General features: G+C 66.1%; 17 protein-coding genes. 10 read left to right on the top strand and 7 right to left on the bottom strand.

The features are described 5' to 3' along the window. Nucleotides 1-94 precede the first annotated feature (94 nt). Nucleotides 95-874 carry a CPBP family intramembrane glutamic endopeptidase gene (locus tag ACFWZ3_RS09520; protein WP_439707497.1) on the top strand — a complete coding sequence of 260 codons (780 nt, stop codon included), beginning with the start codon at nucleotides 95-97 and terminating at the stop codon, nucleotides 872-874. Between the two features lie 19 nt (nucleotides 875-893). Here ACFWZ3_RS09520 and ACFWZ3_RS09515 read toward each other — a convergent pair whose 3' ends face one another. Together ACFWZ3_RS09515 and ACFWZ3_RS09510 are read right to left on the bottom strand one after the other, a co-directional pair. Continuing rightward, entirely contained in the window at nucleotides 894-1,928 is a 1,035-nt protein-coding gene (locus tag ACFWZ3_RS09515) for an NADP-dependent oxidoreductase (RefSeq protein ID WP_439707496.1), read from the bottom strand. 267 nt (nucleotides 1,929-2,195) lie between these two features. Next, nucleotides 2,196-2,774 (bottom strand): flavodoxin domain-containing protein, encoded by a 579-nt coding sequence (locus ACFWZ3_RS09510; RefSeq protein WP_439707495.1) that lies wholly within the window; start codon nucleotides 2,772-2,774, stop codon nucleotides 2,196-2,198. Nucleotides 2,775-3,154: 380 nt separating this feature from the next. On the opposite strand from ACFWZ3_RS09510, the gene ACFWZ3_RS09505 reads away from it, so the two are divergent. The 3 genes from ACFWZ3_RS09505 (at nucleotide 3,155) to ACFWZ3_RS09495 (ending at nucleotide 7,755) form a co-directional block, all read left to right on the top strand. Continuing rightward, entirely contained in the window at nucleotides 3,155-4,645 is a 1,491-nt protein-coding gene (locus tag ACFWZ3_RS09505; protein WP_439707494.1) for an ATPase domain-containing protein, read from the top strand. Between the two features lie 56 nt (nucleotides 4,646-4,701). Continuing rightward, nucleotides 4,702-6,672: an ATP-binding protein gene (locus ACFWZ3_RS09500; protein ID WP_439707493.1), complete on the top strand. Its 1,971-nt coding sequence runs from the start codon at nucleotides 4,702-4,704 to the stop codon at nucleotides 6,670-6,672. Nucleotides 6,673-6,753: 81 nt separating this feature from the next. Then, nucleotides 6,754-7,755, top strand: coding sequence for a sensor histidine kinase (locus tag ACFWZ3_RS09495; RefSeq protein ID WP_439707492.1), 1,002 nt, complete (start codon nucleotides 6,754-6,756; stop codon nucleotides 7,753-7,755). Between the two features lie 57 nt (nucleotides 7,756-7,812). Here the strand turns inward: ACFWZ3_RS09495 and ACFWZ3_RS09490 are convergent, their stop codons facing one another. The 4 genes from ACFWZ3_RS09490 to ACFWZ3_RS09475 form a co-directional block, all read right to left on the bottom strand. Next, nucleotides 7,813-8,355, bottom strand: coding sequence for a hypothetical protein (locus ACFWZ3_RS09490; RefSeq protein WP_439707491.1), 543 nt, complete (start codon nucleotides 8,353-8,355; stop codon nucleotides 7,813-7,815). A gap of 101 nt (nucleotides 8,356-8,456) precedes the next feature. Further along, a complete protein-coding gene (locus tag ACFWZ3_RS09485; protein ID WP_439707490.1) occupies nucleotides 8,457-9,134 on the bottom strand; it encodes a hypothetical protein in 678 nt (225 codons plus the stop codon). Nucleotides 9,135-9,225: 91 nt separating this feature from the next. Continuing rightward, on the bottom strand, nucleotides 9,226-9,885 hold the full coding sequence (locus ACFWZ3_RS09480; RefSeq protein ID WP_439707489.1) for a YajG family lipoprotein: 660 nt from the start codon (nucleotides 9,883-9,885) through the stop codon (nucleotides 9,226-9,228). Between the two features lie 48 nt (nucleotides 9,886-9,933). Next, nucleotides 9,934-13,500: a class I SAM-dependent DNA methyltransferase gene (locus ACFWZ3_RS09475; protein ID WP_439707488.1), complete on the bottom strand. Its 3,567-nt coding sequence runs from the start codon at nucleotides 13,498-13,500 to the stop codon at nucleotides 9,934-9,936. Between the two features lie 155 nt (nucleotides 13,501-13,655). On the opposite strand from ACFWZ3_RS09475, the gene ACFWZ3_RS09470 reads away from it, so the two are divergent. The 6 genes from ACFWZ3_RS09470 (at nucleotide 13,656) to ACFWZ3_RS09445 (ending at nucleotide 19,715) form a co-directional block, all read left to right on the top strand. Further along, the gene (locus ACFWZ3_RS09470) at nucleotides 13,656-14,261 is read left to right on the top strand and encodes a hypothetical protein (protein WP_439707487.1); all 606 of its coding nucleotides are present in this window, start codon (nucleotides 13,656-13,658) and stop codon (nucleotides 14,259-14,261) included. 129 nt (nucleotides 14,262-14,390) lie between these two features. Continuing rightward, a complete protein-coding gene (locus ACFWZ3_RS09465; RefSeq protein ID WP_439707486.1) occupies nucleotides 14,391-15,020 on the top strand; it encodes a nucleotidyltransferase domain-containing protein in 630 nt (209 codons plus the stop codon). Beyond that, entirely contained in the window at nucleotides 14,974-15,417 is a 444-nt protein-coding gene (locus tag ACFWZ3_RS09460) for a DNA-binding protein (RefSeq protein ID WP_439707485.1), read from the top strand. Before ACFWZ3_RS09465 ends, ACFWZ3_RS09460 begins: the two co-directional genes overlap by 47 nt. A gap of 187 nt (nucleotides 15,418-15,604) precedes the next feature. Continuing rightward, nucleotides 15,605-18,250: a M1 family metallopeptidase gene (locus ACFWZ3_RS09455; protein ID WP_439707484.1), complete on the top strand. Its 2,646-nt coding sequence runs from the start codon at nucleotides 15,605-15,607 to the stop codon at nucleotides 18,248-18,250. A gap of 330 nt (nucleotides 18,251-18,580) precedes the next feature. Next, nucleotides 18,581-18,967 carry a carboxypeptidase-like regulatory domain-containing protein gene (locus tag ACFWZ3_RS09450; protein WP_439707483.1) on the top strand — a complete coding sequence of 129 codons (387 nt, stop codon included), beginning with the start codon at nucleotides 18,581-18,583 and terminating at the stop codon, nucleotides 18,965-18,967. Nucleotides 18,968-19,331: 364 nt separating this feature from the next. Continuing rightward, nucleotides 19,332-19,715, top strand: coding sequence for a carboxypeptidase-like regulatory domain-containing protein (locus ACFWZ3_RS09445; RefSeq protein WP_439707482.1), 384 nt, complete (start codon nucleotides 19,332-19,334; stop codon nucleotides 19,713-19,715). 188 nt (nucleotides 19,716-19,903) lie between these two features. Here the strand turns inward: ACFWZ3_RS09445 and ACFWZ3_RS09440 are convergent, their stop codons facing one another. Beyond that, nucleotides 19,904-21,109, bottom strand: coding sequence for an acetyl-CoA C-acyltransferase (locus tag ACFWZ3_RS09440; RefSeq protein ID WP_439707481.1), 1,206 nt, complete (start codon nucleotides 21,107-21,109; stop codon nucleotides 19,904-19,906). Nucleotides 21,110-21,125 lie beyond the last annotated feature (16 nt).

Raw genomic sequence — 21,125 nt, 5'->3', positions numbered from 1 at the left:
GGTCGCGCTCGTGATGCGACCGTCGCTCGCGCCTGATTCGGGTGTGGCCGTATTACCATGCAGCGTCGCCGTGCAGGCGGCATTGGGGGAGTCCATGAAACGGCCCATCGCCATCCTCGCGTGGTTGCTCGGCTTCGCCGTGCTCGACCTGTATGTCAACGGCGTGCCCCGGCTGGTCGGCGTGGCGGTGCCCGTGTGGTTGACCTACGTCGTCGGGTTCTTCGTGCTGCTGTTCGTGGTGTGCCGCTTCGGCCTGGGCATCGACCGCCTCGCATCGCTCGGCGTGGATCGGCCCCGCGGCTGGTTGCGCTGCCTGTGGACCGGCTTCGCCATCGGCTTTGGCATCTGGGCGCTGAAGAACGTCGTGCTCCTTGCGATGGGCAAGTTCGAGCTCGTCGGCTGGCGCGACGTTTCGTTCGCGCTCCCCCTGCTGGGCATGGCCTTGTTCGCCATGCTCCTGGCCTCGGCGATCAACGACCTGATGATTCGCGGCTACGGCCTGGCGTTCTGCCGGCGTTTCGGGCTGATGCGCTGGTATCTGCTGCTGACAGTGCTGGTCTACGCGCTGGACGATTCCTGGAACGAAGGCATCGACCCGGGCAACCTGCTGTTCTCCGCCATCCTCGGCCTTTCGCTAGCCTGGAGCGTGATCAAGACCGGCACGTTGTGGATGAGCATCGGCATCCACTGGGGTGGCAATGTCTGCTACCGGCTCGTGTCCGGTTTCGACGGCCAGGGCGTGCCGCGCCTGGAGCACGTCATCGATGGCGCGCGCTTCGATTACGCCGCCCTGGTGGTGACCGCGCTGATGTTCCCGCTGGTGGTGCTCGCCGCGCGGTGGGTGCCCAACCGCTTCAGAGAAGAGGTCAGCTGAGTGGCGGGCTCGCGAAAGGCTAGTCGTCCGCGATGCGCACCACCAGCTTGCCGAAGTTCTGCCCCTCCAGCATGCCGATGAACGCCTGCGGCGCGTTTTCGAGCCCCTCGACGACGTCCTCCCGATACCTGATCTTGCCCTGCCGGACCCACTCGCCCATGGCGGCCAGGAACTCGCCGAAGCGCGGGCCGTAGTCGTCGAAAATGATGAAGCCCTGCATCCTGATCCGCTTGGTGAGCAGCGTACGCATGAGCAGGCCCAGGCGATCGGGGCCGGGCGGCAGGTCGGTGTCGTTGTACTGCGCGATCAGTCCACACAGCGGCACGCGCGCCTTGGTGTTGAGCAGCGGCAGCACCGCGTCGAACACCGCGCCGCCGACGTTCTCGAAGTACACGTCGATGCCTTGCCGGCAGGCGGCCTCCAGCTGCTGCGGGAAATCCTCGGCACGGTGATCGGCGCAGGCGTCGAAACCCAGCTCGTCCACTACGTAACCGCACTTCTCGCCGCCGCCGGCGATGCCCACCACGTGGCACCCCTTGAGCCGGGCGATCTGGCCGACGACCGAACCCACCGCGCCGCTGGCCGCCGCCACGACCACGGTCTCACCTGGCTGGGGTTGGCCGATGTCGAGCAGCCCCATGTAGGCGGTGAAACCGGGCATGCCCAGCACGCCCAACGCCAGCGAGGGATGCGCCATGCCGGGGTCCAGCCGGCTCAAGCCTTGACCGTCGGACAACGCGTAGTCCTGCCAGCCGCCGTAGGCCAGCACCAGGTCGCCGGCCTGCCATTGCGGATGGTTCGAAGCGATCACCCGCGCGACGGTGCCGCCAACCATCACATCGCCCACCGCCATGGGCTCGGCGTAGGACTCCGCATCGCTCATGCGCCCGCGCATGTAGGGATCGAGCGAGAGGTACAGATTGCGCAGCAACACCTCACCCTCGCCGGCTACGGGGACCTGCCGCTCGGCCAGCGCGAAATCGGCAGCCGTCGGCGCACCGACTGGACGGGAGGCCAGGGTGATCTGGCGGTTGACGGAAGCAGGGGAGGTCATGGCGGACCCGTGCGTAGCCTGGGATCGCATACCTTCGTACATCCGCCGTAGCTTTGGCGTGCAATCGAGCTGGCGGAGCGCACCCGTGCGCGACCGCCACCCACCCGGTCGCGCACAAGGCACGCTCCTGCAAAAGAAACGTCCCGCTGCGTGCCAGACGGCGCGCGTGCGTACCTCGTCGAAGAATCCGCCCGGCCAGCGTCGATGTCCTGTAGGAGCGCACCCGTGCGCGACCGCGATCCACCCGGTCGCGCACAGGGTGCTCTCCTACAGAGGCACCTTCTCCGTGTGTGCCAGACCGAACGCACCCCCGACCAGCCACGCATCCACTTGCCGATGCCAATCAGCCAGCGCGGCAGCGTCTTCGTCATCCACTTCCACGGGCGGAAACCCGGCGTGGGCTCCGCTGATCTGCAGCCACGCATGCAGGCGACGCCCGAAACCGCAGAACTCGCGGTAGCAGCGATCGCCCAGCGACAACAGGCCGTAATGCAGCCCGTCCAGCGCCGCCGGCGCGCCCATGCATTCGCAGAATGCCTGGGCCATGTCCGGCGGGTCGCCGTCGTAGGTGGTGCTGACCACCAGCAGGGCGTGCGGGCTCGCGGCCAGCAGTTCCGGCGTCAATGCGTCGAACTCCATCAGCCGGACGATCATGCCCGCACGCCGCAGGCGTGCCGCTGTATCGCGCGCGTGGTGTTCAGCCACGCCGGTTTGCGTGGCGTAGGCCAGCAAGAGCGATGGCTCACACAGCGGTTCGACGGTTGGCCGCATCGCGGCACCCCACGACGGCGATGCCACCGCCGTGCCCGCCGCGATACGCAGGCCGATGCGAGAAATCCAGCTCATGCCGCAAGGCTAGCCCGCAGCCTCGGCCCGCGCGCTGACCTGCGTCAGTCCTGTCCGATACCCGAGCCCGCCATCCCATGCAGGCCCGCGTACGGTGGCTTCAGCCCGACTGCCCAATAGCGCCGCCAGTGCCGGACCGTCTGGCTCCGGCAGAAGCGACCGCCCCGGGATGCAGTGGGACGTGTTCGCCCGGTCGCCTGCGCCGGGCAGAAGCCCCGCTCGGCGCGATAATCGCCTGCTGGGTGCGGCGCAGCCGGGGGCACGGGTGGCCCTGTGCAGATGAACCGGGGATGCGCGCGCATTCAGCTCGTCGCTTCATGCTAAGGGTGCGTGTGATAACAAACCTCGTCTTTCACTTCATTTAAGCAACAGGTGACGACTTGAACGACCGACTGACCGAGCAGGCCTCCCTGGGCGTGGCCGGATTGGACGATATATTGAACGGTGGCCTGACCAAGGGCTGCCTGTTTTTACTGGAGGGAACCCCCGGCACGGGTAAAACCACCCTGGGCCTGCAGTTCCTGCTGGCCGGACGGGAAGCGGGGGAGCGTGCGCTCTACGTGACCATGTCCGAAACCGAGGGCGAACTGCGCAACACCGCAGCCTCGCATGGCTGGTCCCTGGACGGGGTCGAGATTTTCGAACTGGTGCCGCCTGAGAACCTGCTCGACGAAGCCCAGCAGCAGAGCCTGCTGTATTCCTCGGACCTGGAACTGGGCGAGACGACCAATCGCATTTTCCAGGCGTTCGAGCGGATCAGGCCCGACCGCGTCGTGCTCGACAGCCTGGCCGAAATCCGCCTGCTCGCGCAGGGCTCGCTCCGCTATCGCCGCCAGGTGCTTTCCCTCAAGCACTACTTCGCGCGGTCCGAGGCCACGGTGTTGATGCTCGACGACCTGACCAGCGACACCACCGACAAGACCGTGCACTCCGTCGCGCACGGCGTGCTGCGGCTGGAGGAGCTTTCGCCCGACTACGGCGCCGAGCGCCGGCGCCTGCGGGTGCTCAAGTACCGGGGACGGCAGTTCCGCGGCGGCTACCACGACTTCGTGATCCGCAAGGGCGGGGTGCAGGTCTTTCCACGACTGGTGTCCGGCGAGCACGGCGAGGACTTCGTGCGCGACCGGCTCCCTTGTCCGTCGCCCCAGTTCGCCGCCTTGCTCGGCGGCGGCGTCGAGCGCGGCTCCGGAGTGCTCGTGCTGGGGCCGGCCGGCACTGGCAAATCCTTGTTGGTGCTGGCGTTTGTCGCCACCGCGGTCGCGCGCGGCGAGCGCGCCGCCATCTTCATCTTCGACGAGGAACGACCGCTTTTCTTCGAGCGAGCGCTGGGCATAGGCCTGGACGTGCAGAGCATGGTCGACAGCGGAAAGCTGGTGATCGAACAAGTCGATGCGGCAGAGATGACGCCCGGGGAATTCTCCTCCCGCGTCCGCTGCCTGGTGGACGAGGGCGTGCGCTCGGTGGCGATCGACAGCCTCAACGGCTACCAGGCGGCGATGCCCGAGGAGAAGGCGCTGGTACTGCATATCCACGAGTTGTTGCAGTTCCTCAACCGGCGCGGCGTCACGACTTACCTCACCGTGGCCCAGCACGGCCTGGTCGGCGACATGAAGACGCCGGTCGACGTCACCTACCTGGCCGATACGGTTATCCTGCTGCGTTACTTCGAAGCTTTGGGGCGGGTGCGGCGTGCGATTTCCGTGGTGAAAAAACGCGCCAGCGCACATGAGGACACCATTCGCGAGTACCGCATCGGTCGCGAAGGCTTCCAGTTGGGCGAACCGTTGATCCACTTCCAGGGCGTGCTTCGCGGCGTCCCCAGCATCTCACCGGGCGATGCGGAAGACCGCCTGCTGCCGGACCGACCGTGATCCCACACCTTTCCGAGCGCGCTCTCGTCCTGGCACCCCATGGTCGCGATGCCCAGGTGGCATCCGCGATCCTCGCCGAGGCGAGCATCCGCTGCTTTGCCTCGCTCTCGCTCGACACGCTGGTCGCGGGCATGGTAGCCGGCGCCGGCTTTGCGCTGGTGACCGAGGAGAGCCTGCTGGAGGCGGACCTGCGTCCGCTCTCCGACTGGCTGGAGGCCCAGCCCGAGTGGTCCGACTTTCCGTTCATCCTGGTCACGCGCCGCGGCGGCATCGAGCGCAACCCCGCCTCGGCGCGCCTGCTCGCGGTGCTGGGTAACGTTACCTTCCTTGAACGGCCATTCCACCCGACCACGCTGGTGAGTCTGGCGCAGTCGGCGCTGCGCGGACGCCGGCGCCAGTACGAGGCGCGTGCCCGGCTCGCCGCGCTGCATGACAGCGAACAGCGCTTCCGTGCCGCGGTGCAGGCCGTGCAAGGTGTGTTGTGGACCAACAACGCGCAAGGCGAGATGGAAGGCGAGCAAGCCGACTGGGCCAGTCTGACCGGACAGGAAACAGCCGATTCGGCCGGCTTCGGCTGGGTCAGGGCCCTGAACCCGGACGATGTGCAACCGACGCTCGCGGCGTGGGAGAAAGCACGCGCCGAGCACCGCATGTTCAAGTTCGAGCACCGCCTGCGCACGCGTGAAGGCGCATGGCGCACCTTCAGCGTGCGGGCGATCCCCACGTTCGACCGCAGCGGCCGGATCCGTGAATGGGTGGGCGTCCATACCGATGTCACCGACCAGCGCGCCACGGAACAATCGCTGCGCGACCTGACGGCCACGCTGGAGCAACGCGTGATCGAGGAATCCGCCGCCCGCGAGGATGCGACGGCCAAACTGCACGAGGCTCAGAAGCTTGAAACCATCGGACAGCTGACCGGTGGCGTCGCACATGACTTCAACAACTTGTTGATGCCGATCACCGGCGCGCTCGACATGCTGCAGCGCCGGTTCGGCGAGAGCGACGAGCGGGCCGCCCGGCTCATCACCAACGCGCTGCAGTCGGCCGAACGCGCCAAGATCCTGGTGCAGCGTCTGCTCGGCTTCGCTCGTCGACAGAGCCTGGAAACCCAAGCCGTGGAGCTGGCCGGACTGCTCGATGGCATGCGCGATCTGATCAAGAGCTCGATCGGCCCGACCATCATCCTGCGCACGGAGTTTCCTGCCGACCTGCCGCAGGTGCTGACCGATCCGCACCAACTGGAACTGGCCATCCTCAACCTTTGTGTCAACGCGCGCGATGCCATGCCCAAGGGCGGCACGCTGGTGATCGAGCTGGCGCGCATGGCATCAGCGCCATCACCCGACCTGCCGGGCACGGGCTACGTCCGCATCGCCGTGGCCGACACCGGCATGGGCATGGACCGGGACACCCTCGCGCGCGCCGTCGAGCCGTTTTTTTCCACCAAGGAAACCGGCCGCGGGACCGGCCTGGGCCTGTCGATGGTGCACGGCCTCGCCGGCCAGCTCGGTGGGCACTTCGCGATCGACAGCGCGCCTGGCGTGGGCACACGGGTGGAGCTGTGGCTGCCGGTCACCGCCTCCACTCCGCTAGCGCAGCGACGCGATGCCGACGACGGCCGCGTGCCCGCCCCCAGACGGCCGCTCGACGTGCTGCTGGTCGATGACGAGCAACTGGTGCGCGACGGCACCGCCGCCATGCTGCGAGAGTTGGGCCATGGCGTCGTCGAGGCCAGTGGGGCCGGCGAGGCGCTGGAAAAGCTGCGCGAAGGTCTGAACGTAGATCTGGTCGTGACCGACTACAAAATGCCGCGCATGGACGGCGCCGAACTGGCGCGCCATCTGCGTATTTCCCGGCCCGAGCTGCCCGTGCTGCTGATCACCGGCTACAGCGGACACGCCGAGGGAACCCGCGGCCTGGCGCGCCTGGGCAAGCCATTCCGCCAGGCGGATATCGCCATGGCCATCGAAGAGCTCGTGCATCCGAAGGAGACCCGGACGGCGCAGGCTGGCCGGGCTACCTGAGTTCGGCAGGGCATCACGCTTTCTTGGCGTCCGCTTAACTTCGAAGTCACAAGTCTTGCATCCCGGGCGGGGTGCGGGCGCATGGAAAACCTGATCGTCGCAGTGCTGTCCAAGAAGCGGCCTCCCGCGGTGGCGGGCTATATCGTGTGCTGCGGGCTGGTCCTGGCGGTGCTGGGGTTGGAGCATTTGTTCCCGCCGGCGTTGCACCGCTACCTGCCGTTCCTGCCGGTGGTGTTCTTCACATCGATATTCTTCGGCAGGCCGGTTGGCCTGTTCGCCACCTTGCTCAGCGCTACTTTCGGCGACGGGGTCATCGGGTTGGTGTTCCATCGCCGTTCGCCTGCCGCGGATGAGCTGTTGTTCCTGGTGCTGTTCGTAGTCGTCGGCGCAGCGATCGCCGTAGTGATCGAGGCACTGCGTTCCGCCGTTTGCAAGCTGCTGGCCGCGGAGGCGGAAACCTCGTTGCTCCTGGATGAACTGGCCCACCGCACGCGCAATGATCTGATGATGATCGCCTCGGTGCTGGGCCTGCAGGCCATGCGCCAGAGCGACCCGCACGCACGCGAAGCGCTCGAATCGGCCGTGGCCCGCGTCCGGGTGATCGCCGAAGCCCAGGAACGCCTGCGCAAATCCGGCAAGCACGGCGAGGTGGAAGTAGCCTCGTACCTGCGTGCCCTCGGCCACGGCCTGGCCGAACTCCTGCGCGACGTGCGCCCGATCCGCGTCCGCGTCCTCGCCACCCCGATGTACGTCGACGCTCCGGTCGCCGTTTCGATCGGCCTGATCGCCAACGAGCTGGTCACCAACGCGTTCAAGTACGCCTTCCCGGACGGGCAGGGCGGCACCGTGCAGATCACGCTGGAATCGACCGGCGATGGCGTCGCATTGAGCGTGGAAGACGATGGCATTGGCGTCGCGCCGTCGAAAAAAGACGGCTTGGGCACCCGGCTCGTGCAACTGCTCGCCTCGCACTTGGGCGGCACGGTCCACGGCACGCCCCGCGAGCGCGGGCATGGCGTCAAAGTGCTGCTGCCGATCAAGCCTGCCGCGACCGTGCTGGCGGCTGTGGCCACCGACGGGTGATCTGGCGTGCGCTCGCTTGCGCATGAAAGGCGGGGGCGTATCCGTCCCACAGCGTGACTAGTGCACGACGAAAGAGCTGTGCAGCGGAACGGACACGTTTCGGACGCGGTCTTTCACCGTGACGGCAACCTGCCACACGCCGCGCGGATCGCCCGGGTCGGCCGTGTACGTTATCGCGGCGTTCGACAGATAGACGTCTCCCGGATCGCCCGGCCGGATCTTCAAGCACGGCAGATCCCGCTCCCGGACCGAATCCGTTCCGTCCGGCCGGACGACGGCGAAGTCGCAGGTGATGTCGGTCATCCCCGAGACCGGATCCACTTTCAGGTTTGACACGAAAGTGAGGATGAACAGCACGCCGCCAGGCCCCACTCGCCGCGTCTGGTCGAAGCGCGGCGTGGTGTCCGGGGCTGTCTGCCATTTGGCCTGCCAGTCCTTGTCGGGCGTAATCAGCAAAGCCGCGCCCAAGCCGTCGCGCGACTTCATCGCCTCCGTTTCCGGAATCGGTTTGCCGGAAGGGTCGTGCCAGAACTGCGCCGAGGACGATACCGGCAGGGAAGCCACCACAAGAGCTGCCATCCAACATCGAAGCATGTTCACGGTGCATCCTTTTCCGATTGAATGACGCGGCGGCTACTTCAGCTTGCCATCAGGCGCAATATTCGGGTTCGCGGGTTTGCCGGCCTCGCAGGGAACATGCCTTACTTGAGGTCGTGGAATGCCCGGCAAAGCAGCCGTTCTTCGGGACGGTTGACCGCCTCCACCTTCCCTACATTCGATGCCGTCACATAGAAGTCCGCGTAATCAGGCAGTACAGAACCGGCCACCTTTCCCCCGAGACTTCCCGGCTCCGGGTGTTCGAGAAAAGTGGCCTTGCCAGTGATCTCCAGAACCGTGCCCATCGGTAACCCCACCAGGGCGTCGGCGTTGGCCAACGGCACCATCACAAGCAGCGGCGGCAGCGCCTGCGCGGTCGAGCCCAATGGCGTATCGGTGGCGACAAAATCGATGGCTCTGAGATTGAGCAACATGAAGTGCTTCAGCTTGTCTTCCGGGATGCCAAACAAAAAGGCCGTGCGAAGGGTTTCCCCGTAGTAGCGGGCCCGGAAAGTCAACGTCTTGCCGTTGAGCGTGGACTGAGTAGCGTCGCTTGCGACGCGGTCGAACGGAATGGCGCCAGCAGGCTCTCCCGGATAACGAAGATCCGCCGCTTCGGGCAGGTCAAGACAGGACACTTGCCGGAATTCTTTCGAGGCAAACCCGGCGATCGTGAGCAGGACCGTCAACAGGACACCGGAAATCCGCGCCCAGGTTTGTTTCCACAGCGGTACGTTCTTCTTCCCATCGATCGGCGAATCCGCCTGTTCCTTGCTATCCATTCGTGCCTCCCCCTGTTTGGATCTGCTGCATACCCGCGACGGTGGCCGGGCAAGGGCCGCCGTCCCGGTCCAGTGACGTGATGAATGTGCGCTACAACCCGTTGTTGGCCGCGGCCTGGTCGAACTGCTTCAGGTAATCCTTGAACGCTCGTTCGTAAGCCAACTGCCAGTTGGCGTCGCGGGCGACCTGGATGGCGTTGTAGCCGTAGCCTTTGACGTCGAGTGTGCGATTGCCCTGGGCGCTGGCGATGTTGAGCAGCGTCTCGACACGCGCCTCGATGCTTGCGCTCCACATGCCGGGCGTGAACCAGGCCCAGAATTGACGGATGTCCACGGTAAGGTGCGGTGCGTCCGCGGGGGCGGCGTCCGCCGGCAGCACGCTGTAGCCGCGCGAGGCCAGGGCGTTGGTGACGAGCTCGCGGGTGAGCGACTCCACGTTGCCCGACTGCAGCAGGATGTCGCCAAAGGCGTGGCCGAAGCCGCCACGCTTGCGGGCAATGGCCTGTTTGCGCTGGTCTGCGTCCAACCGGTAGCTGGCGCCTTTCTTCAGCGAGGGCGTGCTGGGATCGTCGGGATCGGCTTCGAACGTACGCGCGTCGTGGACCACATCGATAACGATCGGTTTGCCACCGCTGACCACGGCCGAGCCTGGGACAGGGACGTCCAGCGGAAGGCGCGAGCGTGAGGTGGCGCAGCCGGACAAGACGGCAAGCGCGAAGGCGATGGACAAACCACGAACGAGATATTTCACTTTCTTCCCCTTGGTTGTTGCAGGTGTTGCTGAAAACGGACGACACGCTCAGGCGGACGTGTACGTTCCCCCCTGCTCCCGCGCACGGCCCAGTGCGACGAGCATGTCGAGCAGTTGGGGAAGACGCCTTTTCCAAGGGCCGCGGGCGCTGAAGCGGGCGGCGATGTCGTCGACGCTGAGCGGGGCCGGGCTGGCGGCGAGGGTGTCGGCGACGGCGCGGACCTGGGCGACGGTGTCCTTGGGCCAGGGTTGCGGCTTGGTCGGTGCGGCCGATGCCGGCGACTCGGCCTCCGCCCCCTCGGTGGCCAACGTGGCCTGGTCGGGCGTGGCTTGTGCGGTGGGGTGCTGGAATTCCGGGCGCAGCCAGCGGACCAGACCGCGGGCTTCTTCGGCGGCGCGTTCGGCGTTGAGGGCGACCAGGCGTTCGAGGATGGCTTCGTCGAAGGCGCGTTTGGCTTCGTCGCGGGTTGTTCCTTCGGCGGGCGTGTCGTTGCCGTGGGCCACGCGCAGCAGCGCAGCCAGGTCGGTCCAGCCGTAGGCGTCGAGCACGGCGGCGTCGATCTCGTCGTGCAGCTGGCGCAGCACCGAGACCAGGCCGTGTTCGTGGATCACGCGCTCCTTGGCGGTCAACGGCTCGCCGCTGCGCAGCTTGTCCAGCACGTTGTACATGCCGGTGAGGGTTAGGTCTGGATGGGCGGCTTGCTGGCGCTTGCGGTGGGCGTCGAGTTGTTCGGCGAGCGGGCCGAGGGAGGCACCAATATTGTCGATTGGCGGAAAGGGAAAGGTAGAAAAGCAGGTTGTATTCGTCCACGTAGGGCGATCTTCTAGCGTTCCGCCAGCCGCCAACGCCCAGCGCTTATGAACCTCGCTAGAAAGCAGACCCAGCCATTCCGGGCGATCAAGGCAGATCGCATACAACTTGTGGTCCGGGCAAAACGGTCGTTCTTCGAACACGAAGATGCGATGCTTCGCGGTCTCAGGCGTAACGATAAATCGGACAACCCCCTTCCACGACTTTCTTAGGGCCGTGTTAGCTCTTCCGAAAAGCCACCACTCCCGGCGCCGTTGTGGATCCGCGTTTTGATCGCGCTCTGGCTTCACGCGATCCAGCAACCACTGGTACAGCGAGGGATGCTGCTCGCGCGCCTGTTCCGCGGTAAGACCGAATAGGTCGATGACAAAGCAGTGTTCGCCGCCCTGCATTAGATCGCGCGCGTTGCAGTGCGGCTTAATGACTTCGGGCAAGGCGGATAGGTCGTAACCCACATCACGTACCTCTTGCGGGCTTAGCCGAAAACCCTTGCCTACGAGGTTCATACCTTGGAAGCACAGGTTCGCGTTGGATCGCAACTTGATCGCGGCGCTCACATTGGCGCCGGTGCGCAAGTCCGCGTGAATGGTGCCGTGCCGTTCAACGAAAGCCACGTCGACTTCGCCATCTTCGGTGGCGCGTTCGCCCGCCACTACCAATACGCGGCTGCCCGGTACCACCGTCGTTCCGGTCGTTGGCGTAGCGACCGTCATGCTGATCCGCACGTCCGCGCCATCAGAGGCGTCCACCCACGGATGGTCGGGCACGGCATACACCAACGCGAGCGGTACGCCTTTTCCCAGTGAGGAGGGCAAGGCCGATTGATTCCCGCTGGCCGAATTTCCACCTTCGGTCTTTTTCCGGGAGCGAGAGGGAAGTAGCGCGGCTTCGATGACGCGACGGTTGAACACCATGCGAATCGAATTGGTTGTGATGAATCCGAAGCGCTGCAGAGAGCCGTGCTGTGTCCGAAGCGCGGCATGGTGCCACCAGTACATGACGAAGTCGGAGGTGTCCGGGACATCTGACCATGCGGCACGCAACGCTTCGACGTAACCATCGCCCAAGGCTATCCGCATCCGCTTGTTCCCAATAAACGGCGGATTCCCCACCACGAAATCCGCCGTCGGCCACGCCGCCTTGCGCGGGTTCACGTACCGCTCCAGCGGCACGCGCTTGCTGTCGTCGGGCACGTCCTCGCCGGTGACAGGTGACTTCTTCATGCTCACGCCGTCCCAGCGGCTGACCGGCACGCCGCGCTCGTCGGTGACGTACTCCACCGCGTCGCAGGCCAGCACGGCGTCGCGGTTCTCGATGTTGCGGAAGTCGCGGATCACCGGCTGCGGCGGGTTCACGTCACCACGCGTGCGGTAGTGCCACTGCAGGTAGCCGATCCACAGCACCACTTCGGCGATGGCGGCGGCGCGCGGGTTCAACTCGATGCCCAGCAACTGGTGCGGATCGACGGTTTCGCCGCCCATGGCATCCGCGCGTTCGCCGCCGAGCGCCAGGCCGGTCTGGCGGAAGCCGAGCTCGTCCAGCGCGTTGAAGACTTCGCCTTCCAGGCGCTTCAAGTGTTCCAGCGTGACGTAGAGGAAGTTGCCGCTGCCGCAGGCGGGGTCGAGCACGCGTACGGTGCAGAGGCGGTGGTGGAAGTCGCGCAGCACCTTGACCGCCTCGTCCGCTTTGCCTTCGGCGGCGAGGGTGAGGGCGGCGGCGTGGGCGTCGCTCCATTCGTTGCGCAGCGGCTCGATCACGGTCGGCAGCACCAGCCGTTCGACGTAGGCGCGCGGGGTGTAATGCGCGCCCAGCTTGTGGCGTTCGCCCGGGTCGAGCGCGCGTTCGAGCAGGGTGCCGAAGATGGCCGGCTCCACGTGCTCCCACTTGGCCTTGGCCGCCTCGATCAGCAGTTCCACCTGGTCGCGGGTGAGCGGCAGGGTGTCAGGCTGCTTGAACAGCTTGCCGTTGAAGCGCAGCACGTCGCTGGCGATGGCGGCGCAGAAACCGCCGCCGTCCATGTCGCGCCACAGCTGGGCGAGCATGCGCATGGCCACGTCGGGACGATCGACATGCTGTTGCAGCAGGTCGCGGAAGCTGTCGGGCGGCAACAGCTTCACGTCCTCGGCGAACATGGTGAACAGGCAGCGCATCAGGAACTGGGCCACCGCGTCGGCGGCGTGGCCGTCCGCTTCAAGGCTGCGTGCCAGTTCGGCGAGCTTGCGCGCGATGTCGCGGGTGACGCGGGCGGCCTCGCGGCTCGGATCGAGCGCGAGCGGATCGGTCCAGATCGTGCGCAGGCGCTCGCGCAGCTTCGCGTCGGCCAGGTCGGTGAGCGCGATGCGATGGCTGCGCGGGTCGGGGAAGGGCGTGTAGGTGCCACCGGAGCGGGAGAATTCCGCATAAAGCTCGATGCGGTTGCCTACGTCCACCACGATCACGAACGGCGGTCGGCCTTCGGCGGCAGGCAGCGCGCGGGCGTACTGCTCGGCCTGGCTGCGGGCGCGCAGCAGGGCGTCGTCGAAACCCCGGGTGTGCGTGGGCGCCTTGAGCTTCTTGGCCTCCAGCACGAAGCAACCGCGCTTGTAGAGGTCGATGCGCCCGGCCGAGCTGCTGCCGTCGCCGTGGCTGAAGGTGATCGGGCGCTCGAACATGTACCGCTGTTCGGCGTCCGGATGCGGCGCTTCCACGCCCAGCAGGCGGCACAGGTCGAGCAGGAAGCTTTGCGAGGTGGACAGTTCCGATGCGTTGACGCCGTTCCATTTGGCGATGAAGGCGTCGCTCTCGTCCACGTTGATCAACGTCATGTTCGTTCCTGGATTTCCCCTTCGGCAAGGCTAACGGATTGGTGGCTGCAGGGCGTAATCCGGTCCTCTGTCGCAGTCGCGCACGCGTGCATGAGGCGATGGACCACCCGGGCCTTGCGCTATCCTTCGCCACACTTTCGGGGGAAAGGATGACCATGCAGCGTTGGCTGATCGCCGCCGTTGTCGCCTGTGTAGCCATGGCTGGCTGCACCGCATCGGGCGACGGCAATATCGAAAACGGGCGCCGACCGCAGCAGGCCGGGCAACCGACCCATCCGCTGGTGACGGCGGGTCACGCCATCGCGGCGGATGCCGCCGCGCTTGCCGGTGACCAGCAGGCGGTGCAGGCCCATCTGCAAGCGATGCAGCATGACATGCTGCGCTCCATGCGCGTGCCGGACGCATCGCGGCCGATCGACCATGAGGCGGCGCGCGCGGCGATCCGTGATCTGGAGGGCGTGCGTTCCAGTGCCTGGGTCGACCGGACCAACCTGCTGGTGCTGATCGGCGGCAGCCGGTACCGCAGCATGGCGACCATCGACCGCATCTGCCTGGCCCTCGAACCGCTCGGCGATACTCTTGCCGTGGTGGTGAACCTGCAGGACGTCACTGCAACCACGCCGGAAGGCGCAGACACCCTTTCACGCAACTGCCAGCTGCCTGAGGGCCAACAGGCGTTCATGCAAACGAAGCGGCGGATGGATGTGGTGGATCCGGCGTTGCGGCGGGTATTCCGGGCGCAGCAGGCGGCGGGGCGCTGAGCGTCCCTGGTTCTGGCGGGTTGGGGCACCTGTGACGCAGGTTCGAATCCCGCCCGGGCTACCAGAACGCTGCGACGGCGGGAGGTTGGGTTTGCGGTCTGTTGCCAAAAAAGCAACAATCGTTGCCATATGAGCAACAATTTTGGTCTGATGGACCTGCTATTCCCCGCCACAAGGCAACGGGCCCTGGCGCAGCTGCTGCTGAAGCCGGGGCAGACGTTCCATCTGCGCGAACTGGCGCGCCTGACGAATACGCATGCCGGAACGCTCGGGCGCGAATTGGACCGGCTTTCCCAAGCGGGACTGTTGACGCGTAGCCAACAGGGCAACCAGGTCCGTTACCAGGCGAACCCAGGCTGCCCGGTGTTCGAGGATCTGGCGTCGCTGTTCCGCAAGACGCATGGAACGGTGCCGGCCCTGCAGGGGGCGCTCGCGGCGTTGGGCAATCGTGTCGAGCTTGCGATCCTGTTTGGATCGGTCGCGCGCGGCACGCAGAACGAAGGCAGCGACATCGACGTGCTGGTGGTCGGCGCCGTGGGTTTTTCCGAACTCGTGCGCGGCCTGTACCCGATCCACGAAACCCTGCAGCGAGAGATAAGTCCCGTGCTCTACTCGCCGGAGGAGTTCCGCGAGCGCAGCCGGCGCGCCGATCCCTTCCTGGGCCGCGTGCTGGCGCAGCCGCATGTTTTTTTGATCGGGGGAAAGGATGACCTTGCAAAACTTGCTGGCGATCCGTCGCCTGCAGACCTTTACGCCTGACGCCATTGACGTGCGTAAGCTGCTGGCTGCGGCGCGGCGCGACCTTGCCGATGCCGGGGTTGAGGCGGTGAGCCCGGACAACCGTTCCGATGCCGCGTACAAATGCATCATGCAGTGCGCGATTCTGGGTCTGTGGGCCAACGGATACCGCACGCCGACCAGCCAGCCCGGGCATCACCAGACCTCGATCCAGTGCCTCACGCTGACCATGGCGGCTCCCAGGCAGACCGTCATCGTGCTCGACGCGCTGCGAAAGCGCCGAAACATCAACGACTACGAAGGCGACCCCGTGACGGAGGCGACGCTTGCTTCCTGCATGGACGAATCCACGAACCTGCTGCAGCACACCGAGGCATGGCTTCGCGAGCATCGGCCGCAACTTCTGGGCGACCTTTAGGCGAGTTTCGCCCGCGGACAGCGCTTGTTCGGGTCCTGGTGCCCATGCCAGCGCAACAGTCGCGATCCATGACTTCCGGCGGTGTCCAACGGCGGTCGCCCGGGCAAAACTCGCGGGGCTATCCAACCCCTGTCTGCAGGGCCGCCTTCGTGCCGCCCGTGCGTCAGTTCTGCCCACAAGGACCCCTATGCGCCGTCATCTCTCCACCGCAATCTGCCTGGCCCTGGCCGGGTTCACCATGGCTCCGCTGGGTGCCGCTTCGGCGGCCGAGGTGCGGGAGGCGACGACGCAGTTGCCGCGTGGCGTGGTGCCTTCGCACTATGACGTGGCGGTGACGCCGCATGCGGACAAGCTTTCCTTCGATGGCCAGGTGACGATCACGCTGACGGTGAACAAGCCGACCAGCTCGATCGTGCTCAATGCCGCGGACCTGACCTTCTCCAAGGCGTCGCTGACGGCGGAGAAGGGCAAGATGGCGTTCGCTGCGCCGAAGATTGCGGTGGATGAGAAGGCGCAGACCGCCACCTTCACCTTCGATCATCCGATCCCGGCCGGCACCTACCGCCTGGCGATGACCTACGCCGGCAAGATCGGCACGCAGGCCAACGGCATCTTCGCGCTGGACTACGACACCAAGGCCGGCAAGAAGCGCGCGCTGTACACGCAGTTCGAGAACTCGGACGCGCGCCGCTTCATCCCCTCGTGGGACGAGCCGAACTACAAGGCGACCTTCACCCTCACCGCCAACGTGCCCAACGGCGAGATGGCGGTGAGCAACATGCCGATCGCTTCGAAGAAGGATCTCGGCAACGGGATGACCGAGGTGCACTTCGGACAGTCGCCGAAGATGTCGACCTACCTGCTGTTCTTCGGCCTGGGCGACTTCGAGCGTGCCACGCTGAACGCCGAGGGCACCGAGATTGGCGTGATCACGCAGAAAGGCATGATCGACCAGGCGCAGTTCGCGCTGGATTCGTCCAAGCTCGTGCTGAAGGAATACAACGACTACTTCGGCGTGCCGTACCCGCTGCCGAAGCTGGACAACATCGCGGCGCCGGGCAAGAGCCAGTTCTTCTCGGCGATGGAGAACTGGGGCGCGATCTTCACGTTCGAATATTCGCTGCTGATGAACCCGCACATCTCCACGCAGCGGGACAAAGAGCGTGTGTTCAATGTGGCCGCCCACGAGATGGCGCACCAGTGGTTCGGTGACCTGGTGACGATGAACTGGTGGGACGACCTGTGGCTCAACGAGGGTTTTGCCTCGTGGATGGCCGCGCGCACCACGCACAAGTTGCACCCGGAATGGCACACCGACCTCGATGCGGTCGGCGTGCGCGAAGGCGCGATGGGGCAGGACTCGGTCGTCACCACGCACCCGGTGGTGCAACACGTGGAGACGGTGGAGCAGGCCAGCCAGGCGTTCGATGCGATCACCTACTCCAAGGGCGAGGCAGTGATCCACATGCTGGAAGGCTACGTGGGCGAGGACGCCTGGCGCACCGGCGTGCGCAACTACATCAAGGCGCACGCGTACGGCAACACGGTGTCCGATGACCTGTGGAAGTCCGTGCAGGCCGCGGCCGGCAAGCCGATCACGCAGATCGCGCATGACTTCACGCTGCAGCCGGGCATTCCGATGATCGAGGTGCGCGCGGCGGCGTGCTCCAACGGCAAGACCACCATCGCGCTGCGCCAGGGCGAGTTCACCCGCGACCGGCCGAACAAGCAGCCGTTGCGCTGGCACGTGCCGGTGATCGCCAAGACGGTCGGCGGCGAGACGGTGCGCACCGTGGTCGACGGCAAGGCCACGCTGACCGTGCCCGGCTGCGGGCCGGTGCTCGTCAACGCCGGCCAGACCGGCTACTACCGCACGCTCTACGCGCAGAATAATTTCGATGCCCTGAAGGGTCAGTTCGCCAAGCTGGCGCCGATCGACCAGCTTGGCCTGCTGGGCGACACCTGGGCGCTGGGCATGGCCGGCAACGAGCCGGTCTCCAACGTGCTGGCGCTGATTACCGCGACCCCGGCCGATGCCGATCCGCAGGTGTGGTCGGAGGTGGCCGGCTACCTGTCGGCGCTGGACAACTACTACCGCGGCGACCAGGCTCGCCAGCAGCGCCTGCGCACGTTCGCGCTGGGCCAGTTGCAGCCGGTGTTCGCAAAGATCGGCTGGGAGGCCAAGGCCGGCGAGAGCGCGCCGACCGCCAATCTGCGCCAGTCGCTGATCGCGGTGATGGCGGACCTGGGCGATGAGCAGGTCATCAACGAGGCCCGTCGCCGCTTCGCCGCACAGAAGACCAATCCGGATGCGGTGCCGGTGGCGCTGCGCAAGACCATCACCGCGATCGTTGCGCAGAAGGCCGATCCGGCGACCTGGGATCAGCTGCACGCGAAAGCCAAGGCTGAAACCACGCCGCTGATCAAGGACCAGCTCTACAGTATGCTCTCGATTCCCGAGAACGATGCGCTGGCGCAGCGTGCGCTGAACCTGGCGCTTACCGACGAGCCGGGCGCCACCAACAGCGCGGGCATGATCCGCGCCGTTGGCTACCAGCATCCGGAGATGGCGTTCGACTTTGCCGTGGCGCATCGCGAACAGGTCAACAAGCTGGTCGATTCGACCTCCAGCAGCCGCTACTACCCGGTGCTGGGCGCGAGCTCGACCAAGCCGGAGATGATCCAGAAGATCCAGGACTACGCGCAGAAGTACATCGCGCCGACCTCCCGCCGCGTGGCCGAACAGGTGGTGGCGAACATCAAGTACCGCATGATGATCCGCGAGGACCGCCTGCCCGAAATCGATGCGTGGCTGGACAAGCACGCCGGCTGATTCGCTTCGAAGCCTGCAAAGTGAAAAAGGCCCCGCGACGCGGGGCCTTTTTTTCTTCGTGGACGGGGCGGACGATAGCGCACGCGTCGATGAAACCTCGACACCATTTTCGGCTGAAACATGACCTTTGGCCCTCGACGAGGTCCATGGTCGGAATAGGCTGCTCGCGCCGTCTGATGGATGGCGTCGTCATCGATCGGAAGGCCATGGGCGGTGCCTGCTGCAGGCGATCAGCCGTGCGTGTGGCAGGCGGTCCGTCCGAACCCTCATGAGCTTGCCAAACCCCTGGCTGCTCGTGGGTCCTCCACGTCGATGAGAGCAGGTATCCCCATGAACGCATCCTTCTCGATTCATCCGGACGCATCCCGCCACTCGCTGGCACGGAAGTTGGCACTGGTCGCTGTCGTTGGTATCTGCGCCGCGGGCGCCGGTGCCGCGCAGGCCGCGGTGACCACAGGCAGGGTCTTCGGTCACGCGCCGGTCGGTTCGACCGTCCAGGTGGCCAGTGCCGAGTTCGGCATCAGCCGCACGATTCCCGTCAACGCCAAGGGCCGCTACCAGGTCGGCTGGCTGCCGATAGGCATCTACACCGTCACCGTGCTCGATCACGGCCAGCCGCGCGCCCAGCATCCCAGCGTGCAGGTGTACGTGGACCGCGGTTCGCGGGTGGATATGGAGTGTGCCTATGGACGGTGCTCGGAGCTGGCCGCCAACTAGTGCGATAGAGGGCGAGCGGTACGGCCCGCCATCGTGAGTTCCATCGGCAAGCGCCCGGTGCCGGCAGGCGCCGGGCGCTTCGTTTTTGACGCGATGTCGCGGCGACAGATCTCTTCATTCGCGGTTTCCGTAGCGCGCGCCACGGCCAGGCCGATGGCGCTTTGTCGAATCGGTAGCGCAAATGACTTTTGACCCTTCGTCGTCGTCCCGGCATCAGGTACGCTGCGCGCGTCCGCACGAAGGCTGAACGTCCCGTGCGCGACGGCCGTTGGCGTTAAGCCATCGGCATGATCCGTGGGCGCAACGCCAAACCCCTGGCGGCACACGGGTTTCCCCACATCGAAGACGAAAACAAGGAAAAACCATGAAGAACCTCCACTCGATCAAAACGGGTTCGACGCGTCGTGGCCAGTCCGTGCGGGCTTTCGTGATGGCGGCAGCCGTCGCGGCCTTCGGCATGGCAGGTTCCGCTGCGGTCTACGCGCAGGCCACTGCGGGCAAGGTGTTCGGCAACGCGCCGGCCGGCAGCAGCGTGCTGGCCAAGAGCACCACCAACGGCACCCAGCGCGAAGTGAAAGTCGACGAAAAGGGCCGTTACGCGATCCGCGAGCTGCCGGTGGGCGTCTACACGGTGACGCTGTCGGAGAACGGCCAGCCGGTCGCCAAGCACCTGAACGTGCCGGTGGTCGTGGGCCGCGGCATCAAGGTGGACTTCGACGGCCAGGCGACCGCCGCGGGCCAGCAGTAAGGCCCCAAGTCGGGCGCTGAAGCGTCCGGCGAAACAAAAAGCCAGCGCCGGAAGGCGCTGGCTTTTTTGTAGGAGCGCCCTTGGGCGCGACCTGGCCGTCTGATCGGATGATCGCCCGCTGGCGGCCGCGCCGAGAGCGTGCCTGCAAACGATGCGTACTCCTCCGTTTCACGGGAGGAGCGATGCCGTCAGAGCGCCTCGAAGATACCCGCCGCGCCCATGCCGGTGCCGATGCACATGGTCACCATGCCGTACTTCTGCTTGTGGCGACGCAGGCCGTGCACCAGCGTGGCTACGCGGACGGCGCCGGTGGCGCCGAGCGGATGGCCCAGCGCGATGGCGCCGCCCAGCGGATTGACCTTGGACGGGTCGAGTTCGAGATCCTTCATCACCGCCAGCGCTTGGGCGGCGAAGGCCTCGTTGAGTTCGATCCAGTCCAGTTGGTCGCGGCTGATGCCGGTGCGCTTGAGCGCCAGCGGAATGGCTTCCTTGGGGCCGATGCCCATCACCTCCGGCGGAACGCCGGCGACCGCGAAGCCGACGAAGCGGGCCAGCGGCTGCAGGTTGTATTCCTTGATCGCCTTTTCGCTGGCGATGAGCACGGCGCCGGCGCCATCGGACATCTGGCTGGAGTTGCCCGCGGTGACGGTGCCGCCGAACTGGCCGTTGCGGAAAACGGGCTTCAGCTTGCCAAGTACGTCGGGCGTGCTGCCGGCGCGCGGGCCTTCGTCCTGGCTGATCACGCGGTTGTCGGTCCTGATCGTGTCGTTGGCCAGGTCCGGGTAGTGGTCGTCGAGCTGGAACGGGGTGATCTCGTCCTTGAACTCGCCGGCGGCCTGGGCGGCCAGCGCGCGCTCGTGGCTGCGCGCGGCGAAGGCGTCCTGCTCCTCGCGGCTGACCTTCCACTGCTTGGCGACGTTTTCGGCGGTGATGCCCATGCCGTAGGCAATGCCGATGTGCTCGTTGTCGAAGATTGCCGGGTTCATGGCGACCTTGTGGCCCATCATCGGCACCATGCTCATGCTCTCGGTGCCACCGGCGAGCATCAGGTCGGCTTCGCCGAGGCGAATGGCATCGGCGGCGTAGGCCACGGCCTGCAGCCCCGAGGAGCAGAAGCGGTTGATGGTCACGCCCGGCACGGTGTGCGGCAGGCCGGCCAGCAGCACGCCGATGCGGGCCACGTTCATGCCTTGCTCGGCCTCGGGCATGGCGCAGCCGATCACTGCGTCGCCAATGCGGTGCGGGTCGATGCCCGGCGCCTGCGCCATGACGGCGCGGATCACGTGGGCGAGCATGTCGTCCGGGCGGGTGTTCCTGAATACGCCGCGCGGCGCCTTGCCCACCGGCGTGCGGGTGGCGGCGACGATGTAGGCGTCCTGGATTTGCTTGGTCATCGTTTTGCTCCGTCGC

Source organism: Frateuria sp. GZRR35 (genome assembly GCF_051900415.1).
Classification (GTDB): Bacteria; Pseudomonadota; Gammaproteobacteria; order Xanthomonadales; family Rhodanobacteraceae; genus Frateuria_A.
This window is presented reverse-complemented; position numbering and strand designations above follow the sequence as displayed.

Excerpts from the sequence above, each read along its gene's own strand:
- ACFWZ3_RS09520 (WP_439707497.1), top strand. The coding sequence starts at position 95 with ATGAAACGGCCCATCGCCATCCTCGCGTGGTTGCTCGGCTTCGCCGTG.
- ACFWZ3_RS09515 (WP_439707496.1), bottom strand. The coding sequence starts at position 1,928 with ATGACCTCCCCTGCTTCCGTCAACCGCCAGATCACCCTGGCCTCCCGT.
- ACFWZ3_RS09510 (WP_439707495.1), bottom strand. The coding sequence starts at position 2,774 with ATGAGCTGGATTTCTCGCATCGGCCTGCGTATCGCGGCGGGCACGGCG.
- ACFWZ3_RS09495 (WP_439707492.1), top strand. The coding sequence starts at position 6,754 with ATGGAAAACCTGATCGTCGCAGTGCTGTCCAAGAAGCGGCCTCCCGCG.
- ACFWZ3_RS09485 (WP_439707490.1), bottom strand. The coding sequence starts at position 9,134 with ATGGATAGCAAGGAACAGGCGGATTCGCCGATCGATGGGAAGAAGAAC.
- ACFWZ3_RS09475 (WP_439707488.1), bottom strand. The coding sequence starts at position 13,500 with ATGACGTTGATCAACGTGGACGAGAGCGACGCCTTCATCGCCAAATGG.
- ACFWZ3_RS09470 (WP_439707487.1), top strand. The coding sequence starts at position 13,656 with ATGCAGCGTTGGCTGATCGCCGCCGTTGTCGCCTGTGTAGCCATGGCT.
- ACFWZ3_RS09465 (WP_439707486.1), top strand. The coding sequence starts at position 14,391 with ATGAGCAACAATTTTGGTCTGATGGACCTGCTATTCCCCGCCACAAGG.
- ACFWZ3_RS09455 (WP_439707484.1), top strand. The coding sequence starts at position 15,605 with ATGCGCCGTCATCTCTCCACCGCAATCTGCCTGGCCCTGGCCGGGTTC.
- ACFWZ3_RS09450 (WP_439707483.1), top strand. The coding sequence starts at position 18,581 with ATGAACGCATCCTTCTCGATTCATCCGGACGCATCCCGCCACTCGCTG.
- ACFWZ3_RS09445 (WP_439707482.1), top strand. The coding sequence starts at position 19,332 with ATGAAGAACCTCCACTCGATCAAAACGGGTTCGACGCGTCGTGGCCAG.
- ACFWZ3_RS09440 (WP_439707481.1), bottom strand. The coding sequence starts at position 21,109 with ATGACCAAGCAAATCCAGGACGCCTACATCGTCGCCGCCACCCGCACG.